Source organism: Kitasatospora sp. NPDC036934, from assembly GCF_055608425.1.
The window spans coordinates 40,082-59,490 of sequence record NZ_JBVJQR010000039.1 but is presented as its reverse complement, the minus strand read 5'-3'; the positions used below and the strand labels follow the sequence as shown (position 1 = coordinate 59,490).

18 protein-coding genes are annotated in these 19,409 nt (G+C 73.2%); 12 read left to right on the top strand and 6 right to left on the bottom strand.

The window, feature by feature from the left end; translation table 11 throughout:
• Nucleotides 1-158 precede the first annotated feature (158 nt).
• Entirely contained in the window at nucleotides 159-1,532 is a 1,374-nt protein-coding gene (locus tag ACZ7BZ_RS35150; protein WP_380458868.1) for a glycosyltransferase 87 family protein, read from the bottom strand.
• A 212-nt stretch (nucleotides 1,533-1,744) separates the two neighbouring features.
• Between ACZ7BZ_RS35150 and ACZ7BZ_RS35145 the strand changes: the two genes are divergently transcribed.
• Nucleotides 1,745-2,881 (top strand): glycosyltransferase family 4 protein, encoded by a 1,137-nt coding sequence (locus tag ACZ7BZ_RS35145; protein WP_470361890.1) that lies wholly within the window; start codon nucleotides 1,745-1,747, stop codon nucleotides 2,879-2,881.
• 56 nt (nucleotides 2,882-2,937) lie between these two features.
• Here ACZ7BZ_RS35145 and ACZ7BZ_RS35140 read toward each other — a convergent pair whose 3' ends face one another.
• Nucleotides 2,938-4,731, bottom strand: a complete 1,794-nt coding sequence (locus tag ACZ7BZ_RS35140; RefSeq protein WP_470361889.1) for an AMP-dependent synthetase/ligase — start codon at nucleotides 4,729-4,731, stop codon at nucleotides 2,938-2,940.
• Nucleotides 4,732-5,076: 345 nt separating this feature from the next.
• On the opposite strand from ACZ7BZ_RS35140, the gene ACZ7BZ_RS35135 reads away from it, so the two are divergent.
• The 5 genes from ACZ7BZ_RS35135 (at nucleotide 5,077) to ACZ7BZ_RS35115 (ending at nucleotide 9,280) form a co-directional block, all read left to right on the top strand.
• Nucleotides 5,077-5,511, top strand: coding sequence for an SRPBCC family protein (locus ACZ7BZ_RS35135; protein ID WP_380458862.1), 435 nt, complete (start codon nucleotides 5,077-5,079; stop codon nucleotides 5,509-5,511).
• Nucleotides 5,512-5,544: 33 nt separating this feature from the next.
• The gene (locus ACZ7BZ_RS35130; RefSeq protein WP_470361888.1) at nucleotides 5,545-6,717 is read left to right on the top strand and encodes an ArsA family ATPase; all 1,173 of its coding nucleotides are present in this window, start codon (nucleotides 5,545-5,547) and stop codon (nucleotides 6,715-6,717) included.
• Between the two features lie 93 nt (nucleotides 6,718-6,810).
• Nucleotides 6,811-7,215 carry a DUF5304 family protein gene (locus tag ACZ7BZ_RS35125; protein WP_470361887.1) on the top strand — a complete coding sequence of 135 codons (405 nt, stop codon included), beginning with the start codon at nucleotides 6,811-6,813 and terminating at the stop codon, nucleotides 7,213-7,215.
• A gap of 192 nt (nucleotides 7,216-7,407) precedes the next feature.
• Nucleotides 7,408-8,349: an ROK family glucokinase gene (locus tag ACZ7BZ_RS35120; RefSeq protein ID WP_465747395.1), complete on the top strand. Its 942-nt coding sequence runs from the start codon at nucleotides 7,408-7,410 to the stop codon at nucleotides 8,347-8,349.
• Between the two features lie 148 nt (nucleotides 8,350-8,497).
• A complete protein-coding gene (locus tag ACZ7BZ_RS35115) occupies nucleotides 8,498-9,280 on the top strand; it encodes an endonuclease/exonuclease/phosphatase family protein (protein WP_470361886.1) in 783 nt (260 codons plus the stop codon).
• On the opposite strand, the gene ACZ7BZ_RS35110 is transcribed toward ACZ7BZ_RS35115, so the two are convergent.
• Together ACZ7BZ_RS35110 and ACZ7BZ_RS35105 are read right to left on the bottom strand one after the other, a co-directional pair.
• On the bottom strand, nucleotides 9,277-10,128 hold the full coding sequence (locus ACZ7BZ_RS35110; RefSeq protein WP_470361885.1) for a hypothetical protein: 852 nt from the start codon (nucleotides 10,126-10,128) through the stop codon (nucleotides 9,277-9,279). The two genes, ACZ7BZ_RS35115 and ACZ7BZ_RS35110, sit on opposite strands and share 4 nt — an antisense overlap.
• Nucleotides 10,121-10,915: an alpha/beta hydrolase gene (locus ACZ7BZ_RS35105; protein ID WP_380458850.1), complete on the bottom strand. Its 795-nt coding sequence runs from the start codon at nucleotides 10,913-10,915 to the stop codon at nucleotides 10,121-10,123. Before ACZ7BZ_RS35105 ends, ACZ7BZ_RS35110 begins: the two co-directional genes overlap by 8 nt.
• 175 nt (nucleotides 10,916-11,090) lie before the next feature.
• On the opposite strand from ACZ7BZ_RS35105, the gene ACZ7BZ_RS35100 reads away from it, so the two are divergent.
• The 3 genes from ACZ7BZ_RS35100 to ACZ7BZ_RS35090 are packed head-to-tail and all read left to right on the top strand — an operon-like array spanning nucleotide 11,091 to nucleotide 13,904.
• On the top strand, nucleotides 11,091-11,933 hold the full coding sequence (locus ACZ7BZ_RS35100; protein WP_470361884.1) for a lysophospholipid acyltransferase family protein: 843 nt from the start codon (nucleotides 11,091-11,093) through the stop codon (nucleotides 11,931-11,933).
• Nucleotides 11,934-11,967: 34 nt separating this feature from the next.
• A complete protein-coding gene (macS, locus tag ACZ7BZ_RS35095; protein ID WP_470361883.1) occupies nucleotides 11,968-13,194 on the top strand; it encodes a MacS family sensor histidine kinase in 1,227 nt (408 codons plus the stop codon).
• A complete protein-coding gene (locus ACZ7BZ_RS35090; protein WP_465747407.1) occupies nucleotides 13,194-13,904 on the top strand; it encodes a response regulator in 711 nt (236 codons plus the stop codon). Before macS ends, ACZ7BZ_RS35090 begins: the two co-directional genes overlap by 1 nt.
• Nucleotides 13,905-13,946: 42 nt before the next feature.
• Here the strand turns inward: ACZ7BZ_RS35090 and ACZ7BZ_RS35085 are convergent, their stop codons facing one another.
• On the bottom strand, nucleotides 13,947-15,887 hold the full coding sequence (locus tag ACZ7BZ_RS35085; protein WP_470361882.1) for an anthranilate synthase family protein: 1,941 nt from the start codon (nucleotides 15,885-15,887) through the stop codon (nucleotides 13,947-13,949).
• A gap of 303 nt (nucleotides 15,888-16,190) precedes the next feature.
• Here ACZ7BZ_RS35085 and ACZ7BZ_RS35080 point away from each other — a divergent pair, with 303 nt between their 5' ends.
• Nucleotides 16,191-17,540, top strand: coding sequence for a class II 3-deoxy-7-phosphoheptulonate synthase (locus ACZ7BZ_RS35080; protein ID WP_470361881.1), 1,350 nt, complete (start codon nucleotides 16,191-16,193; stop codon nucleotides 17,538-17,540).
• Nucleotides 17,541-17,763: 223 nt separating this feature from the next.
• Nucleotides 17,764-18,051 carry a (2Fe-2S)-binding protein gene (locus tag ACZ7BZ_RS35075; protein WP_470361880.1) on the top strand — a complete coding sequence of 96 codons (288 nt, stop codon included), beginning with the start codon at nucleotides 17,764-17,766 and terminating at the stop codon, nucleotides 18,049-18,051.
• A 16-nt stretch (nucleotides 18,052-18,067) separates the two neighbouring features.
• On the opposite strand, the gene bfr is transcribed toward ACZ7BZ_RS35075, so the two are convergent.
• A complete protein-coding gene (gene bfr / locus ACZ7BZ_RS35070) occupies nucleotides 18,068-18,547 on the bottom strand; it encodes a bacterioferritin (RefSeq protein WP_380458838.1) in 480 nt (159 codons plus the stop codon).
• 230 nt (nucleotides 18,548-18,777) lie between these two features.
• Between bfr and ACZ7BZ_RS35065 the strand changes: the two genes are divergently transcribed.
• Complete coding sequence (locus ACZ7BZ_RS35065; RefSeq protein ID WP_380458836.1) at nucleotides 18,778-19,407, top strand: molybdopterin-dependent oxidoreductase; 630 nt, start codon at nucleotides 18,778-18,780, stop codon at nucleotides 19,405-19,407.
• Nucleotides 19,408-19,409: the final 2 nt, after the last annotated feature.

Sequence of the window (19,409 nt, the reverse complement as noted above, 5' to 3'; positions counted from 1 at the left end):
TCAAACGCGCCCAACACCGCGACTGGCCACCACCGCTCCCGGCCGTCATCACGATCACCAGCAGAGCCGCCACAACCTAAGTCACCGGCATTGGGGTTAGGGGCTGTCCTGGCGCGCGCTCCGACGGCGCGCGCCCGGCGGGAATCGTCAGAGACGCCCTAACGGCCGTTGGAGGGCCGCGCGCCCGCCGGCTGGTCGATGCCGTCCAGGAGGTCCTGCTCGTACGCGATGCCCGGGCGCACCGGGTAGGCGGAGGCGGGCGGCAGGGCGGGGGGCTCGGCGAGCACCACGGTGGGCGGCAGCGGGGCCGGGGCGCGGGTGGAGCGCCAGAGCCGGACGCAGGCGAGCACGGTGGCGGTCAGCAGCAGCAGGTTGCGCAGGCCCAGTACGGTGACCGCGAGTGGCTCGCTGTTGAGGACCTGGGTGAACATCGTCGGGAACTCGAGCAGGGTGAGCGGGCAGGCCAGCAGGATCAGCAGGGCCACCGGCCGCTGGCTGGTGCCGCGCACGGTCAGGCAGACCGCGGCGACGCCGACCAGCCAGACCAGGTACTGCGGGCTGATCACCCGGCTGGTCACCACGAAGATCAGCAGCGCGCACAGCGCCGCGTCGTACATGGTGGCGGCGTTGCGGCGGCGGGCGGTGAAGCGCCACAGCAACAGCCAGAGGAAGCCCAGCACGGTGCCGGCCATCATCACCTTGCTGATCACGCTGACCCACGGCCCGAGCATCTCGGGGGAGCCGTAGTTCATGGTGACCTTGCCGTCCCAGCCGCCGGCCAGCCGGGCCAGGTGCAGCGGCAGCGCGCCGACCGACTCGACCTCGATGCCGCGGGCCCCCTGGAAGGCCAGGAAGCCGAAGGCGCCGTTCATCCCGGCCGCGAGCAGGAAGCCCACCGAGACGGCGGTGGCCGCGGCCAGCGTCCAGGAGCGGCGGGTGCGTCGGCCGGACGGGGTGCCGATCAGGCCGAGCAGTGGCCAGACCTTGACGATGCCGCCCAGGCCCAGCAGCAGGCCGCCGATCGCCGGGCGGCGGATCAGCGCGAGCAGGCCGGCCAGGGCGAGCGCGGTGACCAGGAGGTCGAAGCGGTTGTAGATCATCGGGCCGAGCAGCGGCACCGCGACGACCCACAGCCAGGCGCCGGTCAGCGTCCGGCCCTTGCGCAGCCCGGTGCGGATCAGCAGCGCGGCCGCGGCGGCGTCGGCGATCCCGCAGATCACCCAGAACGAGGTCAGGTACGACCAGGGCAGCAGACCCGGCAGCAGGATGACCAGGGCGGCACCCGGCGGGTACTGCCAGGTGACGTCGTCGAACGGGAAGGTGCCGGTCTGCAGCACGCCGTACCAGGCGTGGTAGATCATCCAGACGTCCGCGGTGACGTCGCCGCCGGGCGACTTCAGCACGCCGGTCACCAGCAGCACCAGAACGGTGCGGGTGGCCACCCAGGTCGCCCCGAGGGCGGCGAGCGCCCCGAGCGGGCGGCCGAGGCGGCCGCGTGAAGAACCGGACTCGGTGGCCGGGGCCAACTCCACTGCGCTCCCTCGTTCGTCTCGACGTCCTCACCGGAGGCGTCGTACTGACGGACGCCCGGGCCGCCGTGTCCGCGGCCTAGGTACTAGGACTGACCCGGTGGGCAAACGGTTGCCGTGGGCGGATCCGTTCCCGGCGGGTCATGGTGTTGACCTATCGTACGGATCACCCAGCGGTACACCGAGCACCCCCCGACCGAGCGAGCCGTGGCCTGATGCACAGAACCTTGATCGTCACCAATGACTTCCCGCCCCGTCCGGGGGGCATCCAGGCCTTCGTGCACAACATGGCCGTCCGTCAGCCCGCCGGGAGCGTCGTGGTGTACGCCTCGACCTGGCGGGACGGCACCGAGGTGCGGGCCTTCGACGCCGAGCAGCCGTTCCCGGTGATCCGGGACCGCACGAAGGTGATGGTTCCCACACCCCGGGTCACCCGGCGGGCCGCCGAGATCCTGCGCGCGGAGAAGTGCGACTCGGTCTGGTTCGGCGCCGCCGCCCCGCTCGGCCTGATGGCGCCGACGCTGCGCCGGGCCGGGGCTGGGCGGCTGCTCGGCATGACCCACGGGCACGAGGCCGCCTGGGCCCAGCTGCCGGGCTCCCGGCAGCTGCTGCGGCGGATCGGCGCGGGCACCGACGTGCTGACCTACCTGGGCGAGTACACCCGCTCGCGGATCGCCGCCGCGGTCGGACCGCAGGCCGCGGCCCGGATGGTGCAGCTGCCGCCGGGTGTGGACGAGACGACCTTCCACCCCGGTTCCGGCGGCGCCGAGGTGCGCCGGCGGCTGGGGCTGGCGGACCGGCCGGTGGTGGTCTGCGTCTCCCGACTGGTGCCGCGCAAGGGCCAGGACACCCTGATCGAGGCGATGCCGCAGATCCTGGCGGACGTGCCGGACGCGGTGCTGCTGATCGTCGGCGGCGGCCCGTACCGGGCGGACCTGGAGAAGCTCGCGGACGCCACGGGCGTCCGGGCCTCGGTGCGGTTCACCGGCTCGGTGCCCTGGGAGGAGCTGCCCGCCCACTACGGCGCCGGGGACGTCTTCGCGATGCCTTGCCGGACCAGGCGCGGCGGGCTGGACGTGGAGGGCCTGGGGATCGTCTACCTGGAGGCCTCGGCGACCGGCCTGCCGGTGGTCGCGGGGGACTCCGGCGGGGCGCCGGACGCGGTGCTGGAGGGCGAGACCGGGTACGTGGTGCCGGGCGGCTCGGCCGCGGCGGCGGCGGAGCGGATCGTCCGGCTGCTGCGGGACGAGGAGCTGCGCCGGCGGATGGGCGAGGCCGGGCGGCGCTGGGTGGAGCGCTCCTGGCGCTGGGACCTGCTGGCCGGGCGGCTGACCGCGCTGCTGGCGGGCTGACGCCGAGCACGCCGAAGGGCCCCGGGGTACGCCCCGGGGCCCTTCGGCGCACGGTCCTACTTCTGGTACAGCGCCTCGATCTCGGCCGCGTAGTCCTTGAGCACGACGTTGCGCTTGAGCTTGAGCGAGGGCGTCAGGTGGCCGCTCTCCTCGGAGAACTCGGTGTCCAGCAGGCGGAACTTCTTGACCGCCTCGGCGTGCGAGACCGCCGCGTTGCCGTCGTCCACCGCGGCCTGGAGGGCGGCCAGCAGGTCCGGGTCGGCGGCCAGCTCGGCGACGGTGGCGGCGGCGGGCTTGCCGTTGAGCTCCTTCCACTTCGGGAAGAAGTCCGGGTCGACGGTGATCAGGCAGGCGATGAAGGGCTTGCGGTCGCCGACCACCATGACCTCGCCGACCAGGGCGTGGGCCCGGATCCGGTCCTCGATCACGGCCGGGGCGACGTTCTTGCCGCCCGCGGTGACGATGATCTCCTTCTTGCGGCCGGTGATGGTCAGGTAGCCCTCGGAGTCCAGCGAGCCGAGGTCGCCGGTGGCGATCCAGCCGTCCTTGAGGGTGTCGGCGGTGGCCTGCGGGTTGTTCCAGTAGCCGGTGAAGACGTGCGGGCCCTTGAAGTAGACCTCGCCGTCCTCGGCGATCCGGACGGAGGAGCCCGGGACGGGCTGGCCGACCGTACCGATCTTCGGCTTGTCCCACGGGTTGAAGGCGGTGGCCGCACAGGTCTCCGTCAGGCCGTAGCCCTCCAGGACGGTGAAGCCGATGCCCCGGTAGAAGTGGCCGAGGCGCTCGCCGAGCGGGGCGCCGCCGGAGATCGCGTGGGTGGCCCGGCCGCCGAGGGCGGCGCGCAGCTTGCTGTAGACCAGCTTGTCGAAGACAGCGTGCTTGAGCCGCAGGACCAGGCCCGCGCCCCCGGCGTCCAGCGCCCGGCTGTAGGCGATCGCGGTCTCCGCGGCCTTGTCGAAGATCTTGCCCTTGCCGTCGGCCTGGGCCTTGGCGCGGGCGGTGTTGTAGACCTTCTCGAACACTCTGGGCACGCCCAGGATCAGGGTCGGCCTGAAGGAGGCCAGCTCGGCGGTGACGTCCCTGATGTCCGAGACGTGGCCGAGCTTGATCGGGGCCATAGCCGGGGCGATCTCGGCGATCCGGGCGAGCACGTGGGCCAGCGGCAGGAAGAGCAGTACGGAGCTTTCGCCGGTGCGGAACAGCGGGGCCAGGCGCTCGACCACGTTGCCGCACTCGGCGAGGAAGTTGCCGTGGGTCAGCTGGCAGCCCTTGGGGCGGCCGGTGGTGCCCGAGGTGTAGACGATGGTGGCGACGTCGTCGGGGCCGGCGATCGAGCGGCGCTGCCGGACCGTCGCGTCCGGAACGTCCCGGCCGGCCTCGGCCAGCGCGGCGAGCGCGCCGCCGTCGATCTGCCAGGTGTGCTTCAGCTCCGGCAGCCGGTCACGGACGTCGGCGACCACCTTGACGTGCTGGTCGGTCTCGGTGAGGACGGCGACCGCGCCCGAGTCGCCGAGGATCCACTCGACCTGCTCGGCGGAGGAGGTCTCGTAGACCGGCACGGTGATCGCGCCGGCCGTCCAGATCGCGAAGTCCAGCAGCGTCCACTCGTACCGCGTGCGGGACATGACGCCCACCCGGTCGCCGGGCTCGATGCCCGCGGCGATCAGGCCCTTCGCGGCGGCGTGCACCTCGGCGAGGAACTGGACCGAGGTCAGCTCCTGCCAGTGGCCGTCCACCTTCCGGCTGAGCACCGCGACGTCCGGGTGCTCCTCGGCGTTCCGGTGCACAGGGTCGGAGAGGTTACCGCCGCTCGGTACCTGATAGAGGGCCGGAAGGCTGAAGTCGAGCAAGACTGCTCCTCGTTCGCGACGCTGCGGGACGGCAGGACGTTACTGCCCGGTAGGCAGCTTCGACCAGGGGGGTCGGCCCCGGTGTTCGAAGTGTCACACCCGGCCGGATCCGACCAGGCCGTGACCGGGTCGTTCGACTGGCACCCTACGGCAGCCCGCTGGTACCGGCCGGTAGCATGCCCCGCCGCCCGCCCGCCGCCCGCCGCCGCAGGCCCCGCCCGCCGACGCCGGTGCCCGCGCGGCCGAGTCGATCTCCGGTCGCGATAGCCTGCTCCGGGCGGATCGGGTCGAGCGCGCCCCGACCGGACCGGCAGGCGGCAGAGGGACGAGGCGGAGGGCCATTCCATGGCGGAGCACACCAGGTCGAGCATCACCATCGACGCGACCCCGGCCACGGTCATGGCCGTGATCGCCGACTTCGCCGCCTACCCGGCCTGGACCGGCGAGGTCAAGGAGATCGAGGTCCTGGAACCCGGCGAGGACGGCCGCGCCGCCCAGGTCCGGCTGCTGCTCGACGCCGGCGCCATCCGCGACGAGCACACCCTCGCCTACACCTGGGACGGCGACCGCGAGGTCAGCTGGACCCTCGTCCGCAGCCAGATGCTCCGCTCGCTGGACGGCTCCTACACCCTCGCCCCGCTGGCCGGCGGCCGTACCGAGGTCACCTACCAGCTCGCCGTGGACGTCAAGATCCCGATGCTCGGCATGATCAAGCGCAAGGCCGAGAAGGTCATCATCGACCGGGCGCTGGCCGGTCTGAAGAAGCGCGTCGAGGGCTGACGGTACTGGCACGGCGGAACGGGGGATGACGGCATGACGGCGACGCGCACCATCCTGGTCAGCGGCGACGCGGGCGCGCCCGCCGTGGCCGCCGCCACCGCCCTGCACGCCGCCCGGCGCGGCCACCGCACCTGGCTGCTGGCCGCCGACGACCCCCACCGCGCCCTGGACTCCGCGCTCGGCACCCGCCTGGAGCCGGTACCGCTCGGCTACGCGCCGGGCCTGACGGTCTCCCGGATCGACGAGCAGGCCGCCTTCCGCTACGCCGTCGGCGAGCTCACCGGCCGGCTCAAGCCCGCCCTCGACCTGCTCGGCGCCGAACAGCTCGACCCCGAGGAGCTGACCGCCCTCCCCGGCATCGCCCGGCTCGCCCTGCTGCGCGCCCTGCCCGCCGCCGACCAGGACGTCCTGGTGGTGCTCGCCCCGCCACCCGCCGAACTGATCTCCACCCTCGCCCTGCCCGAGCAGCTCGCCCGCTACCTGGAGCGGATCCTCCCCGAGCAGCGGCAGGCCGCCCGGGCGCTGCGCCCGCTGCTGGCCGGGCTGGCCGGCGTCCCGATGCCCGCCGAGTGGCTGTACGAGGGGCGCACCAGGGCCGCCGCGGTCCTGGCCGAGTCCCGCGCCGCGATCGGCGACCCGGGCACCAGCGTGCGCCTGGTCGTCCCGGCCGACGGTCACCCGTACGAGGAACTGCGTCGGATCCGGGCCGGGCTCGCGCTGTACGGGCATCGGCCGGACGCCGTCGTGGTGCACGGCGCGCTGCCGCCCGCCGCCCTCGCCTCGCCCGACCCCTGGCTGGCCGGGCTGGCCCGCCGCCGCCAGGAGGAGCTGGACCGGCTCATCGCCGAAACCGACGCCCCGGTGCTGGTCACCGGCCTGGCCGAGGGCACCCTGGAAGCCGTAGCCGACCGGCTGTACGGGGACGGGCCCGGTCCCGAGCGGCTCGAAGCGCAGCCCTGGACGGTCGAGGACCGGCTCGCCGAGGAGGGCCTGCTGGTCTGGCACCTCGACCTGCCCGGCGCCGACCGCGCCGGACTGGACCTGGTCCGCCGGGGCGACGACCTGGTGGTCGGCCTCGGCGCCCACCGCCGGGTGCTGCCGCTGCCGTCCGCGCTGCGCCGCTGCACGGTCGCCGGGGCGGGGCTGCACGAGGGCGTGCTCTCGGTGCGGTTCGCGCCCGACCCTTCGCTCTGGCCGCAGGGCTGACGGCCTTTCCGGCCTTTCCGGGTGGTACGGCCGGTCGGGTAGCGTCGGGCCGAAGGGCCGCGCGGTGCGGCCACGGCTGAGGAGGCGCCCGCGATGACCAGCACCGACGACCGTACCGAGCCCGGCACCGAGCAGGGGGGCGGACCGTCCCACCCGTTCGGGCCGGAGCTGGGCCCGCTGGTGGACGAGGTGCGCCGGCTCGCCACCGCCGTCGGCGAGAAGGCGCAGGAGACCAGCGCCACCACCCTGATCACCCTCTCCGGGCTGGCCGACCGCCTGCGCACCCAACAGCCGGAGGTCTACGCCCACCTCGCCGCGGCCGGCTCCGGGCTGGCCGCCGCCGGCGCCGAGTTGCTGGCCGCCTACCGTTCCGCGGTGGCCGGGCACGAGCGGCGCTGGACCTCGGGGGAGGGGGCGCCGGTGGAGAAGATCGACCTCGACGCACCCGGCCGGGCCGGGGGCTCCGGCGAGGCTGACGGGCCGTCCGCCAAGCAGTGAATCCGTAACCTCCGCAGCGTGATCGGACTGCTCTCGTACGTCACGAAGATGGAGATTAGATACGACTTTTGAAGCATTGCGGCCCGGCTGTCCCAAAATTGTCTTCGGATAATGTATGCGAGGCTGTGTACGGGGGCTGGGTTGGGCGGTACCGTTCCGTCCAGCGGGAACGAGTGAATAGCTGAGGGACACATGGCTCTGACCATCGGCGTCGATGTCGGCGGAACCAAGATCGCGGCAGGCGTGGTCGACGAAGCGGGTGCGATCCTGGCTCGGACCCGGGTCCCCACCCCGGCCGACCCCCAGTGGGCGGTCGACGCCATCGCGCAGGCCGTGCGCGAGCTCAAGGAGCAGCACCCCGGCGTCACCGCCGTCGGCGTCGGCGCCCCCGGCTTCGTCGACAGCAACCGCTCCACGGTGATCTTCGCGCCCAACATCGACTGGGAGAACGAGCCGCTGCGCGGCCGGATCGAGGAACTCACCGGTCTGACCACGGTCGTCGAGAACGACGCCAACTGCGCCGCCTGGGCCGAGTTCCGCTTCGGCGCGGCCGCCGACCACCAGGACATGGTGCTGATCACCGTCGGCACCGGCATCGGCGGCGGCATCGTGCTCGACGGGCGGCTGCACCGCGGCCGCTTCGGCGTCGCCGGCGAGATCGGCCACCTCAACATGGTCCCGGACGGACTGCAGTGCGGCTGCGGCGGCAAGGGCTGCTGGGAGCAGTACGGCTCCGGGCGCGCGCTGCGCCGCTACGGCCGGGAGAAGGCCGCGGCCGACCCGGTGCGCGGCCGGCGGATGCTGGAGCTCAACGACGGCGTCGCCGAGACCATCCGCGGCATCCACATCACCGAGGCGGCCGAGGCGGGCGACCCGCTCGCCCTGGAGTGCTACGCCGAACTGGCGGACTGGCTGGGCCGCGGCATGGCCGACCTCGCCGCGCTGTTCGACCCGGGCGTGTTCGTCCTCGGCGGCGGCGTCTCCGACTCCGGCCGACTGCTGCTCGACCCGGTCGCCAAGGCCTTCGAGCACTACCTGACCGGCGGGGTGCACCGCCCCCGCGCCGAGGTCGTGCTCGCCTCCATGGGCTCCGCAGCCGGCATCGTCGGCGCGGCGGACCTCGCCCGCACCTGAAGGTGACACCCCCTGCGCCGGTCCTGCGGCCCAGGGGGAGCTGAAGACCCGCCGGCGGCGGTGTGACCGGGCCCCGACCAATCCCGGCCGCGCCGTCGCCGTCGCATTAGCGTCCTCCTTGGTGACACCGCGAAGGGGAGGACCACGGATGACCGCCGCGCCCATCGAACCGCCGCCCGCAGGCCCGCGCCGACTGCGCCTGCTCAGCTACAACATCCGCTCGCTGCGCGACGACCGGCGGGCGCTCGCACGGGTGATCCGGGCCTGCGCGCCCGACCTCGTCTGCATCCAGGAGTCGCCGCGCTACTGGCGCCCCGAGGGCCAGGCCGCCTGGCTGGCCCGGTCCACCGGGACGGTCGTCCTGTCCGGGGGCGGCCGGACCGCCGCCGGACCGCTGCTGCTCGGCCGGCCCGGCGCGGTGGAGGTGCTGGGCGTGCACGACCGGCTGCTGCCCAAGACCCGCGGCTTGCACGCGCGCGGCTTCGCCACCGCCCTGCTGCGGCTGCCCGGCGCCGCGCCGTTCACCGTCACCAGCTGCCACCTCAGCCTGGACCCGGCGGAGCGGTACGGGCAGTTCGAGCTGCTGCTCGACCAGCTGACGATCGCCGAAGAGGGCATCGTGGCAGGGGACTTCAACGAACACCCGGACGGGCCGGGCTGGCAGCTGCTGGCCTCGCGGATGTGGGACGGGTACCCGACCGCGCCCTGGGGCGGCGAGTTCACCTCCGTACCGGAGAACCCCTACCAGCGGATCGACGCCGTGTTCGCCACGCCCGGGATCACCGTCCTCGGCTGCGGGGTGCCGCACGGGCTGCCTGGCGTCACCGAGGGCGACCTGCGGGCCGCGACCGACCACCTGCCGGTGCTGGCCGTGCTGGAGCTGCCGGACACCCCGGAGCGCGTCTGGCAAGACCCGCCGGGCAGGCCCTAGACGACGGCGCCGTGGTCCGGGTCCTCGGGCTCGTCCTCGTCGCGGTCCTTCATCCGGGCGACCAGGGTGACGAAGCCGCCGAGGAAGGCGGTGACCCCGACCCAGGCGGGCCAGCCGGAGATCTCCCGCCACACCACGGCGTCGATCAGCAGCAGGGCCGGGCCGCCGAGCACCGCGAGCCAGGCGAACTTGGCGGTGGTGTCGGCGGGCGGCAGCGGCGGGGGCTCAGGCGGGACGTAGTGGCCCTCGTCGGGGTCCTCGGTCAGCTCGAAGTCACGCGGGCCCGGGCCCGCGGCCGGGAGCACGGGGCCGGCCGCGCGTGGGCGGGGCTGCGGGGCGAGGTCGGCGAGGTCGTCCGGACCGCTCCGGCCGGCCCCGGGGCCGCTGCCGTCCTTGAAGCCGCCCTTGAGCTCGTTCTGCGCCCGGAGGTTCTCGACGTCCGGCCAGTTGGGGTTGGTGAGGTCGACCGGGTCGTCGAACTGGGCGACCAGGGCGGCGAAGATCGCGTCCTGCTCGGCCTGGCTGCGTTCGGGGGTGCTGCGGCGCGGGCGGGGCTCCACGGGGGCCGGGGCGTCCGCCGCGGGGGCGGTCTCGGTGGCCGGCGCGGTCGGCGCGGCGCCGTCGGGCCCCGGGCCGGAGGCCGTCGGGCCGCTCTGGACGGTGCCGTCCCCGTGGACGGTGGCGTTCCCGGGGACGGTCGGTGTCCCCTCGGCGGCGTCCCCCCGGGCGGTGGCGTCCGGCGCCGTCCCGTCCGTCCGTGCCCCGTCGGTCCGCGCGCCGTCCTCACGGGGCTTGTCGTCCCCGCTGCCCGCAGTGCTGCTCTCGTGCACTTCCGGCCCTTCAGCCATGGTGATCGTCGGATTCGGCCCTGTCGGCGCCCGCCGCGTGCGCGGGAGCCAGCCGTCGGATGAAGTCCAGGCTCGCCGCGAATATTTCCGCCGCGTCGTGGTCCAGCGTCGCGACGTGGAAGCTGCGCTGGCACAGCCGCTCCGTCACGTCGGTCGAGGATATCCGGGCCAGCACCAGTTCCGAGTTGGCCGGCGAGACCACGTGGTCCTGCGGGCTGTGGAACAGCAGCACGGGCTGGGTCACCTCGGGCAGCCGTCGCTGGACCTCCTGCCACAGCCGCCCCAGCGACCAGGCGGCGTGCAGCGGCGTCCGGTCGTAGCCGACCTCGTGGGCGCCCGGCTTCCGGATGTCGTTCGCGATCCCGGGGATGCTCGGGACGAGGTGCCGGAGCACCGGGAGCAGCACCCCCGCGGGGTTGTCCGAGCGCACCGACGGGTTGACCAGCACCAGCCCGGACACCGTCGGGCCGTGCAGCGCGGCCAGTCGCAGTGCCAGCGCGCCGCCCATCGACAGCGCGCAGACGAAGACCTGCTCGCACTCCTCGGCGAGGGTCAGCAGTTCGCGTTCGACCTCCGCGTACCAGTCCTCCCAGCGGGTGACCTGCATGTCCTGCCAACGCGTGCCGTGCCCCGGCAGCAACGGGAGCGAGACGGTGAACCCGGCCGCCGCCAGCTCGTCGGCCCACGGGCGCAGCGACTGCGGCGACCCGGTGAAGCCGTGGCACAGCAGCACCCCGACCGGGCCGCCGTGGTGGCGGTACGGTTCGGCACCGGGCAGCAGCGACATGGCGGACTCCTTCGCGGGCGGGTGGCGCTGGGGGAGGGACGCTGGGAGGGGAGCTGCGGGAATCCGCATCGTCCCACGCCCCGCGCCGGGCCGTACACCCCCTACGGCGGGGCCGGGCACAGCCGACGGTCGCGGGGCATTAGGATCGACCGGTCCGCATAACAGGAGGCCCGGGTTGTTCTACCGACTGATGAAGATGATCGTCGCGCCACTGCTTCGGATCTTCTTCCGGCCGTGGATCGAGGGTGAGGAGAACATCCCCACCGAAGGTGCGGCGATCATCGCGAGCAACCACCTTTCCTTCTCGGACTCGTTCTTCTTCCCCGCGCTGATCAAGCGTCGGGTGACCTTCATCGCGAAGGCCGAGTACTTCAACACCCCCGGCCTCAAGGGCCGGTTGACCGCCGCCTTCTTCAAGGGCGTCGGCCAGCTGCCGGTGGACCGCTCGGGCGTGCGCGGTGCCGGCGAGGCCGCGATCCGCAGCGCCATCGCGGTGCTGGACCGCGGCGAGCTGTTCGGCGTCTACCCGGAGGGCACCCGCTCGCCCGACGGCAAGCTGTACCGCGGCAAGGTCGGCGGCCTGGCGCGGGTCGCGCTGGCCACCGGCGCCCCGGTCATCCCGGTGGCCATGATCGACACCGAGAAGGTGCAGCCGCCCGGCCAGGTGGTCCCGAACTTCGGCATCCGCCCCGGCATCCGGATCGGCCGCCCGCTGGACTTCTCCCGCTACCACGGGATGGAGAACGACCGCTTCATCCTCCGTTCGGTGACGGACGAGGTGATGTACGAGATCATGCGGCTCTCCGGCCAGGAGTACGTGGACATCTACGCGACCGCCGCCAAGCGGCAGATCGCCGACGAGAAGAAGAAGGCCGACGCCGAGCGCCGGGCCGCCGCCAAGGCGGAGAAGGCCGAGGCGGAGAAGGCGGCCGAGGCGGAGAAGGCCGACCAGGCCGCGTCGCAGGACGAACAGGACAAGCGGGACCAGCAGGAGCAGAAGGACACCGGGTCGGCCTGACCGACCCGGTCGGGTCCAGGGGAGGGGCCGAGGCATGGCGGAGGGCGCGAGAACGGCCGACACGGCGGTGGGCGGCGCGGTGGCGGCCGGCGGCATGTCCGTCGAGCTCCCGCTGTGGAAGGCCATCTCCTACTTCCGGATGCTGGCGCTCTGCTACGCCCTGCTCCGGTACTTCAACTCGTACCTGCACTTCCTGCACCCGGTCGCGGGCTGGATCTACTTCGGCGCGCTGATCCTCTGGACGCTCGCCAGCACCCGGGCCTTCTCCAACCCGCAGCGCTGCACCTGGTACGTCCTCGGCTTCGACCTGTCGCTGGCCGTGACCGGCATCGTGATGAGCGGGATGACCGACGCCCCGGCCCGGATCAGCCACGGCGCGCCGACCCTGCCGACCATCTGGGCCGCCGGCACGGTGCTCGGTTTCGCCGCCAAGGGCGGCTGGCGCCCGGCGGCGGCGTCCGGCGCGGTGATCGGGGCCGCCAACATCCTCGGCCACGGCGGCCCGACCGGCGACAACGTGCACAACATCGTGCTGCTGCTGGTGGCCGGCTGCGCGATCGGGTACGTGATCGAGCTGGCCCGCGCGAGCGAGGCCACCCTGACCCGGGCGCTGCAGGTCGAGGCCGCCACCCGGGAGCGCGAGCGGCTCTCCCGGGACATCCACGACGGCGTGCTCCAGGTGCTGGCGCTGGTCCAGCGCCGGGGCGCGGAGCTGGGCGGCGGCAGCGGGAACGGTACGGACTTCGCCGAGCTGGGCCGGCTGGCCGGTGAGCAGGAGCGGGCGCTGCGGGCGCTGATGACCGGCGGTCCGCTGCCGGCCCAGCGGCTGCCGGAGGCCGACCGCGCCGAGGAGCCCGACCCCGCCGGGCCGCAGGACCTCACCGCCCTGCTGCGCCCGTACGCCGGCGAGCGGATCACGCTCTCCGCCCCCGGCACCCCGGTGCCGCTGCCCGGTCCGGCGGCCCGCGAACTGGCCGCGGCGGTCGGCGCGGCCGTGGACAACGTCCGCCGGCACGCCGGGGAGTCGGCCCGGGCCTGGATCCTGGTGGAGGACGAGCCGGAGGCCGTCACGGTCAGCATCCGCGACGACGGTCCGGGCTTCGCCCCGGGCCGGCTCGGCGAGGCGGAGCGGGCCGGGCGGCTGGGCGTCTCCCAGTCGATCCGCGGCCGGGTGCTGGACCTCGGCGGCACGGCCGAGCTGTACTCGGCGCCCGGGGAGGGCGTCGAGGTCGAACTGCGCGTTCCGAGGAAGGCCGCCTGATGACCGACCAGCCGATGACCGACCAGCCGATGACCGATCAGTCGGAGACCGACCGGCCGGTGCGGGTGATGGTGGTGGACGATCACCCGATGTGGCGGGACGCCGTCTCCCGCGACCTGGCCGAGGCGGGCCTGGACGTGGTGGCCACGGCGGGCGACGGCGAGGAGGCGGTGCGCCGCGCCCGGGCCTGCACCCCGCAGGTGGTCGTGCTGGACCTCAACTTGCCCGGCCTGTCCGGCGCCGAGGTGTGCCGCCAGGTGGTCGCGGCCGACCCGGCGGTGCGGGTGCTGGTGCTGTCGGCCAGCGGCGAGCACCAGGACGTGCTGGAGGCGGTGAAGTCCGGCGCGACCGGGTACCTGGTGAAGTCGGCCGGGCGGGAGGAACTGCTGGACGCGGTGCGCCGTACGGCCGTCGGCGACGCGGTGTTCACTCCGGGCCTGGCCGGGCTGGTGCTCGGCGAGTTCCGCCGACTGGCCGCCGAGCCGGCCCCGGCGTCGGCGCCGGCCGTTCCGCAGCTGACCACCCGGGAGACCGAGGTGCTGCGGCTGGTGGCCAAGGGCCTGTCGTACCGGCAGATCGCCGACCGGCTGGTGCTGTCGCACCGGACGGTGCAGAACCACGTGCAGAACACCCTGGGCAAGCTGCAGTTGCACAACCGGGTGGAGCTGGTCCGGTACGCGATCGAGCAGGGGCTGGACGAGGAGCTGTGAGCCGGTCCCGGGCGGCAGCGCCCGGGACCGGTCCGACCGCACTCAGCCCCGGACGGCCGTCGCCTCCCGCAGCAGGGCCGCGACGATGTCCACGCCGTCCCGGGTGAGCACCGACTCGGGGTGGAACTGCAGGCCCGCGAAGCCGGGGCCGCGCAGCGCGTGGACGTCGCCGGTGGCGGCGTCCCGGGCGACCTCGACGCCCGCGGCGGCGAGCCGGGCCACGTCGGCGTCCGAGCAGCGGGCGGTGAAGGTGTTGTAGAAACCGACCGTGCGCTTGCGGCCGAACAGGTCGATGCTCTCCTGGGCGCCCTGGTACGGGACGGCCTTGCGGCCCAGGGCGAGCCCGAGTTCGGCGGCGAGCAGCTGGTGGCTGAGGCAGACGGCGAGCAGCGGGGCCGTCCGGGCGCCGGAGCGGACGGAGGCCAGCGCGTCCGCGACGACCGGGCGCAGCACCGCCATCTTGGGGTCGTCGGCGAGCGCCGGGTCGCCCGGGCCGGGGCCGAGCACCAGCGGGCCGCGGTGGGCGGCGACCAGCTCGCGCAGGCCGGGCTCGTCGAAGCGGACCACGGTGACCTGGTGGCCGAGCGAGGTCAGCAGGTGGGAGAGCATCGAGGTGAAGGTGTCCTCGCCGTCCACGACCAGGGTCGGCTCGGGCTCGGTGACCGGGGACGGCGCCTGCATCCGCAGCCAGAACGGGGCGAGGTCGGCCCGGCGGGCGTCCAGCGCGGCCTGTACCCGGTGGTCGTCGGCGAGCCGGGGCCCGCCGGGGTGGGGCAGCCGGGCGGGCGCGGGCCGGGCGCCGATCGCGGTGAGGACCCCGGCGGCCTTGGCGTGGGTCTCGGCGACCTCGGACTCCGGGACGGAGTGGCGCACCAGGGTGGCGCCGACCCGGACGACCAGTCGCCCGGTGGCCGGGTCGATGTCGGCGGTGCGGATGCAGATCGGCGAGTCCAGCAGCTGCCCGCCGCTCGCGGAGCGCCCGATCAGGGCGAGCGCGCCGGAGTAGTAGCCGCGCCCGCCGGGCTCGTAGCGGCGGATCACCCGGGTGGCGTTCTGCACCGGGCTGCCGGTGACGGTGGCGGCGAACATCGTCTCGCGCAGCACCTCGCGGACGTCCATCGAGGTGCGTCCGCGCAGCTCGTACTCGGTGTGGGCGAGGTGGGACATCTCCTTGAGCCGGGGGCCGAGCACTTGGCCGCCGAGGTCGCCGACGGTGCACATCATCTTCAGCTCCTCGTCGACCACCATGGTCAGCTCCTCCAGCTCCTTGGGGTCGTGGAGGAACTGGAGGAGCGAGTCGAGGTCGGAGCCGCCGGCCGGGTAGCGGTAGGTGCCGGAGATCGGGTTCATCACGACGGTGCCGCCGCTCTGCCGGACGTGCACCTCGGGGGAGGCGCCGACCAGCACCCTTTCCCCGGTGTGCACCAGGAAGGTCCAGTACGTGCCGCGCTCCTGCTCCAGCAGTCGGCGGAACAGGGTGAGGGCGAGCGCGGGGGAGCAGTCCTCGAGCGTGGCGTGGAAGTCGCGCCGGATCACGAAGTTGGCGCCCTCGCCGTTGCCGATCTCGTCGTCGATCACCCGGCGGACGATCGCCGCGTACGCCTCGTCGTCCACGTCGAACGCACCGCCGGACAGGGTGACCGGCAACTGGGGCAGGGCGGTGGTGAGTTCGGCCAGCGGCAGCGCGTACTGCTCGGTCACCGCGAGGGCCTGCAGCGGGGTGCCGTCGTCGTGCGCCTCGAAGCCGCGCTCGCGGATCTGCCGGTACGGGACCAGTGCGAGCAGGTCGTGGACCGGCCCGGCGGCCGGGATGCCGGCCCGGACCGGGAGGTCGGCGAGGTGCCGGTAGCTGTCGACGGTGCCGAGCAGCACCTCGACGGTGTCCGGGGCGTGCCGGGGGGTGCGGCGGTGCAGCAGGGCGAAGGCAGGGGCGCCGGGAGCGGTGAGGCGGGCGAGCAGCTCGCTGGAGGCGGGGGTGGTCACGAGTACGGCTTCCTTCCGGGGTGGGTGGCGAGGCGGTGCTGGTTCCGCTCCCGGAGGGGCCGTCTGCTCGGACGCACGACGGCCGCCCCGAGGGGCGGCCGTCGTGTTCGTCTAGGAACGCGCGATCTGTGGGCCACCCAGGGGGGAGGCCCACCACCAGGAGTGGGTGTGGGGCGCGTGCATGGGGTGGAGCCTATCGGATGGGGCCGTGCGGGTGAGGCCGGTCACGTGCAATGTCCGGGACGTGTCTCACCCCTCGGGCAATGGTCACGAATCGCTCGCGCCACCCCGTAGCCTTGCCGTGTGACCGCAACGACTGAGACCACGAGGACTGGCCACTCCTGGCAGTCCCTGCCCGCGGCGCAGCAGCCTGAATGGCCGGACCAAGAGGCTCTGCGCAAGACCCTTGCCGAGCTCGCCTCGTATCCGCCGCTCGTCTTCGCCGGTGAGTGCGACCAGCTGCGCGCCCGGCTCGGCGCCGTGGCGCGGGGGGAGGCCTTCCTCCTCCAGGGCGGCGACTGCGCCGAGGCCTTCGACGGCGTGTCCGCGGAGCACATCCGCAACAAGCTGAAGACCCTGCTGCAGATGGCCGCCGTGCTCACGTACGCGGCCTCGGTGCCGGTCGTGAAGGTCGGCCGCATCGCCGGCCAGTACTCCAAGCCGCGCTCGAAGTCGACCGAGACCCGGGACGGCGTGACCCTGCCGGTCTACCGCGGCGACTCGGTGAACGGCTTCGAGTTCACCCCGGAGTCCCGGATCCCGGACCCGGAGCGCCTGAAGCGGATGTACAACGCGTCCGCCGCGACGCTGAACCTGGTGCGCGCCTTCACCACCGGTGGTTACGCCGACCTGCGCCAGGTGCACGCCTGGAACCAGGACTTCGTGCGCAACTCGCCGGCCGGTCAGCGCTACGAGCAGCTCGCCCGGGAGATCGACAACGCCCTGGCGTTCATGAACGCCTGCGGGGTGGCCCCGGAGGAGTTCAGGACCGTCGAGTTCTTCTCCTCGCACGAGGCGCTGATCCTCGACTACGAGACCGCGCTGACCCGCGTGGACTCGCGCACCGGCGAGCTGTACGACGTCTCCGGCCACATGGTGTGGATCGGTGAGCGCACCCGCCAGCTGGACCACGCGCACATCGAGTTCGCCTCCAAGATCCGCAACCCGATCGGGGTCAAGCTCGGCCCGACCACCTCGGTGGACGAGGCGCTCACCCTGATCGAGAAGCTGGACCCGGAGCGCGAGCCCGGCCGGCTGACCTTCATCACCCGGATGGGCGCGGGCAAGGTCCGCGACCACCTGCCCACCCTGGTGGAGAAGGTGACCGCCTCCGGTGCCAAGCCGGTGTGGATCTGCGACCCGATGCACGGCAACACCTTCGAGGCCTCCAGCGGCCACAAGACCCGCCGCTTCGACGACGTCCTGGACGAGGTCAAGGGCTTCTTCGAGGTGCACCGGGCGCTCGGCACCCACCCGGGCGGCATCCACGTGGAGCTGACCGGCGACGACGTCACCGAGTGCGTCGGCGGTGGCGACGAGGTGCTGGTCGACGACCTGCACCAGCGCTACGAGACGGCCTGCGACCCGCGGCTCAACCGCAGCCAGTCGCTGGACCTGGCGTTCCTGGTGGCGGAGATGTACCGCGGCCAGTGATCCGCCGGCCCTGAGCCACCACCGCCCTTCGGCCCGGAGGTGAGCGGGGGAGTGACTGTGACGAAGGCCCCTCCGGTTTCGGGACTCCCGAAGCCGGAGGGGCTTTTTCGTGCCCGGATCGCCGGGTAAGGTGAGGCTTAGTGAACTAAGGCAAGCCTTAGTCAAGATCCACTCCGCGCTTCACCTGCGCTTCACCCCGGGAGAGACCGCTATGTACGTGTGCATGTGCCATGCGGTCACCGAGGACCAGGTGAAGAAGGCGATCGACGGGGGCGCCAACAGCCCGCGGCAGATAGCCAAGGGCTGCAAGGCCGGTACGGACTGCGGCTCCTGCGTCCGCCGGATCCAGGCGCTGCTCGGCGAGCACGGCGCCCGGCCCTGCCCGACCGCCCGGCTGGCCGCCAAGCTCGGACTCGCCGACCCGGAGGTCCAGGGCGAGCCCGGGTCGGCCGCGCCGAAGCCGACGCCGATGGCGCCGATCGCCCCGGTGGTCCCGCTGCGGGTGGCCTGAGTCGGGGCGCCGGGTCTCAGGACTCCGGCTGCTCGATCAGCTGGGCGAGGTAGAGGGCCTCGCCGAGCTTCTCCAGGAGCTCCAGCTGGGTGTCGAGGTAGTCGATGTGGTGCTCCTCGTCGGCCAGGATGGACTCGAAGATGTTCGCCGAGGTGACGTCGTTCTTGGCCCGCATCACCACGATCCCGCGCTTGAGCCGGTCGATCGCCTCGACCTCGACCTGCCGGTCGGCCTCGAACATCTCCTTGACCGTCTGGCCGATCCGGACGTGGAACAGCCGCTGGTAGTTGGGCAACCCGTCCAGGAACAGGATCCGGTCGGTGAGCGTCTCGGCGTGCTTCATCTCGTCGAACGACTCGTGCCGGGTGTACTTGGCGAGCTTCGTCCAGCCGAAGTTCTCCTGCATCTTGGCGTGCAGGAAGTACTGGTTGATCGCGGTGAGTTCGGCCGTGAGTTGCTCATTGAGGAACTCGATGACCTCCGGGTCGCCCTGCATGGTGCTGCCTCCCTGCGTCACGTCCTGCGGTGAGTACTGCGCTGGGCATCCTGGCACCGTATTGGGAGGAAATTCCAGTAAGTTCACACTCACTAGGACATGTGTCGGAATATCCGATTTGGGTGATAGCCGGGGGTATGCGATCGACCATTGGCCCGTACGGGCGGGGCGTGAACGGGAGCCCAAGGGGCGCGCGCCGTGGCCCGTCCGCCGTCTGTCACCATGGAGCCATGGGTCAGTCCGAACGAGAACCGCTTCCGCCGTCTGACCCGAGCCTCCCCCCGGGTCAGCGCGCGCAGCGCGGCTGGCCCGCCCTGCACTACGGGCCGGTGCCCCGCTTCAAGCCGCTGAGCTGGGACCTCCAGGTGTTCGGCGCCACCGCCTCGGCCGAGAAGCACAGCTGGGACCTCACGGCCTTCGACGCCCTGCCGCGCACCACCGTGGTCGCCGACCTGCACTGCGTCACCAAGTTCTCCCTCCTCGGCAACGAGTGGACGGGCGTGCCCGCGGCCCTCCTGCTCGACCTGGTGCCTCCGGCGCCCGGCGTCACCCACGTCATGGTCTGGGCCGAGTACGGCTACAGCGCCAACCTGCGGCTGGCCGACTTCGCCGACCCCCGCACCCTGCTCGCCACCCACCGCAACGGCGAGGCGCTGACCGCCGAGCACGGCTTCCCGGTGCGGCTGGTGGTTCCCCGGCTGTACGCCTGGAAGGGCCCCAAGTGGGTGCGCGCGGTGGAGTACATGCGGGCCGACCGGCGCGGCTTCTGGGAGGAGCGCGGCTACCACAACCTGGCCGACCCGTGGCGCGAGCAGCGCTACTCCTACCAGGAGGAACCGGGCGACGGGCCGCTCCGCTGAGC